Source organism: Streptomyces sp. SD15, assembly GCF_054462255.1.
Genome location: NZ_JBTLMO010000129.1, coordinates 1 through 2,465, shown reverse-complemented (window position 1 = coordinate 2,465; position 2,465 = coordinate 1). Strand labels below are relative to the sequence as shown.

The 2,465-nt window shown below is 67.7% G+C and carries 1 protein-coding gene and 1 pseudogene; one reads left to right on the top strand and one right to left on the bottom strand.

The annotated features are described in order from the left end of the window. Nucleotides 1-1,429 precede the first annotated feature (1,429 nt). Nucleotides 1,430-1,870 (top strand): hypothetical protein, encoded by a 441-nt coding sequence (locus ACX28W_RS43830; protein ID WP_459005677.1) that lies wholly within the window; start codon nucleotides 1,430-1,432, stop codon nucleotides 1,868-1,870. Nucleotides 1,871-2,065: 195 nt separating this feature from the next. On the opposite strand, the pseudogene ACX28W_RS43825 reads toward ACX28W_RS43830, so the two are convergent. Then, nucleotides 2,066-2,221 (bottom strand): annotated as a pseudogene (locus tag ACX28W_RS43825) (GNAT family N-acetyltransferase); the annotation flags it as partial. Nucleotides 2,222-2,465 lie beyond the last annotated feature (244 nt).

The window sequence follows — 2,465 nt, the reverse complement described above, 5'->3', positions numbered from 1 at the left end:
TCCACGAAGCCTTCCTCACCCTCGGATGCGCACTCATCTGCTGGCGGCGCCTGAAGTCATTCCGATAGGAGTTCTAAAGCGAGCAGGGGAGGTGCTAGCCCCCGCCGGTGCCGCCATGCTGCGTGCCTTCGGGTTCACTCCAGGGATAAGGTTCGCAGTCGCCGCCGCAACCCCCTGTGGTTGTGGGACGTCCGCTGGGGCCTCCCTTACCGCCGCTGGGGTCTCCGGTGCCGTCGTCGTCGTGGCGGTCGTGGTCATCGTGGCGGCCATGGCCGCCGTGGTTATCGCGGCCGTCGTGGTCGTGACCGCCGTGGTCGGCTGCCGTCGTGGTTACGGTCCGGACGTGCGACGGCGAGGCGGCGAACGCGCTGGCGGGTACCAGTGCGCCTCCTGCAGTCAGGACGGTTGTGGCAATGAGCATCACAAGACGCCGCTGCCCGGGGGTGTGAGCCATGGGAATTCGCCTCCGGTGAGAAAGAAAGGGTGCGGCCGTCGAACGGCCTGCCTGTTCACGGATCTTTCGGTGGTGGGCGCGTTGCCCGTAAGTTGCACCGCCAACTGTTCCGAGCGATATGGACCACCTGCTCTGCGTGAACTTGTTTCTCAATCAAGTCACGGCAATCGAATTTCGTCATACCCCTGAATTTCGGGACTTGACGGATGGGGGCGGTCCCGATAGGCGAGAGACGGCCACCCGGCCGGGGTCCGGCGCGCAACCATCCGGCGGTGTGCAGGTCGGCACGAATGGGCGCCCTGCGCCCCGCGCCCATCCGCAAAGGCATGGGAGGTGCCCCCCTTCCCGACCGGGAGCGCGACGTGCTCCGCGCGGTCGCCGACGGCTCCACCAACGCCGAACCCGCCGCCGCCCTGCGGGGGCGGGTTCGACACCGCTCCCATAAGCAGCGGACACAGGAGCGACAGATCCGGTCGCTCGGCCCGCACGTCCCCGGCGAACCGCCGACGTCCTTCAAACCGCGCAGTGCGTGCATGTGTGCCTCGTGCCCCTTTGCAGGCAGGGCGGCCGATGGGCCGATACGCGTGACTGTCCTCGGCGAGGGCCGGGGACGGCCGACGGAATGGTCGTGGGCTGGTAGGGCCACCCGGGCCGATCGAAAGGCCGGGCCGACGCCGGGCGTCACACGGCGGTGCGCGGCGGCGGTCTGTATGGCGGGTACGGCCCCGTTCCGCCCTTGCCCGTGTTGGGTGGTGCGGACCCCGGCGTCAGGGCTCTTCCACGCCTCGACCAGCGGTGTCTCACTGTGTTGACGGTGCTGGCGGGGACAGTGGGCCGCCGCCGAAAAAAATCTGCAAGACCTCTCGGGGAAAGTGTTGGCACCGGCGCGGCCCCCACCTCATGCAGGTGTCGGACACCGGCGCAGGGCCACCTTCGGCAGCCCGCCCGGTCAGATCTCTTCCGAAGGCGGTGGCCATGCTCCTCACCGACCGGCCGGACACCGGAACCCACTTCAACCCCGCGGCGCCCTCCGCCGTAGACCAGACGGCCGTCCTCACCCTCCCCTCCCAGGACGTCTCAGTCGCGGCCCTTCGCCACTTCACCGACGACCTGCTCCGCCACTGGGGCATCACCGAGGACGATCGGGACTCCGCCGTCCTCATCGTCGACGACCCGGCCGCCAACGCCGTCCCGGGGCTTGCTGAAACGAACCACCGGCGTAAACAGCGAGCCGCGACTGGTGTCAAGGCGCCGATCCGCCACCATCTGGTTCGACGCAGGCGGGGCCGCAAGCCGGGGCCGATCTCAGACGAGGCGGACGTCTGTCACCGGGCGTGGCTGAAGCCGGTCCGTAGCCGCCTGTCCGCCTGCCGTCTCACCCTCGACGACCTCGTCAGCCTCACCGGCTACTCCTAGACCCGCATCTCCACGCTCCTGCGCGGCGTGGAGTACTACCCCGGCTGGGAGATCACCTGGTGCGCGCCCTGGACCTCCCTGTCTGGCCGCTGCGCCGGCTGTGGACCGCGGCGGCCCGCGAGGCGGGACAAGGACCAGGAGTGGATCGAGGACCGCATACACGAGTAATCGTCAAGACCTGTGGATCGAGATTTTTTAGAGCACCTTCGTCATGAACGTACTGTTCGGGTCGGGTTGGTAGTCAGCGAACGGCTCGCAGTGAACGAACCCGGACTTCTCGTACAGCTTCCTTGCGGGCAGGAAGAACTCGGCCGCGCCGGTCTCCAGGCTCAGCCGCGTGAGTCCCTTGCGCTCGCCGAGCACCTCGCGGACGGCCCGGTAGCGGTACTCGGTCAACTGCTGCAGATCCATGCCCACCGGAAGATGTTGGCCTCGCCGCTGAGTGAGGAACGTCGATCAGCCCGTCACGTCAACCTTGTCCAGAGTGCGAACGGTTAAGCATCTTTTGAGACCTCACGCCGACACCTCCCCTGATCAGACCCGTGACGCACGCACTCGACGCGGTTCACGCATTCGGCCTACTCGAACCGTCCAT

Bases quoted from the DNA above. Each gene is read 5' to 3' on its own strand.
- ACX28W_RS43830 (WP_459005677.1), top strand. From the start codon at position 1,430: ATGCTCCTCACCGACCGGCCGGACACCGGAACCCACTTCAACCCCGCG.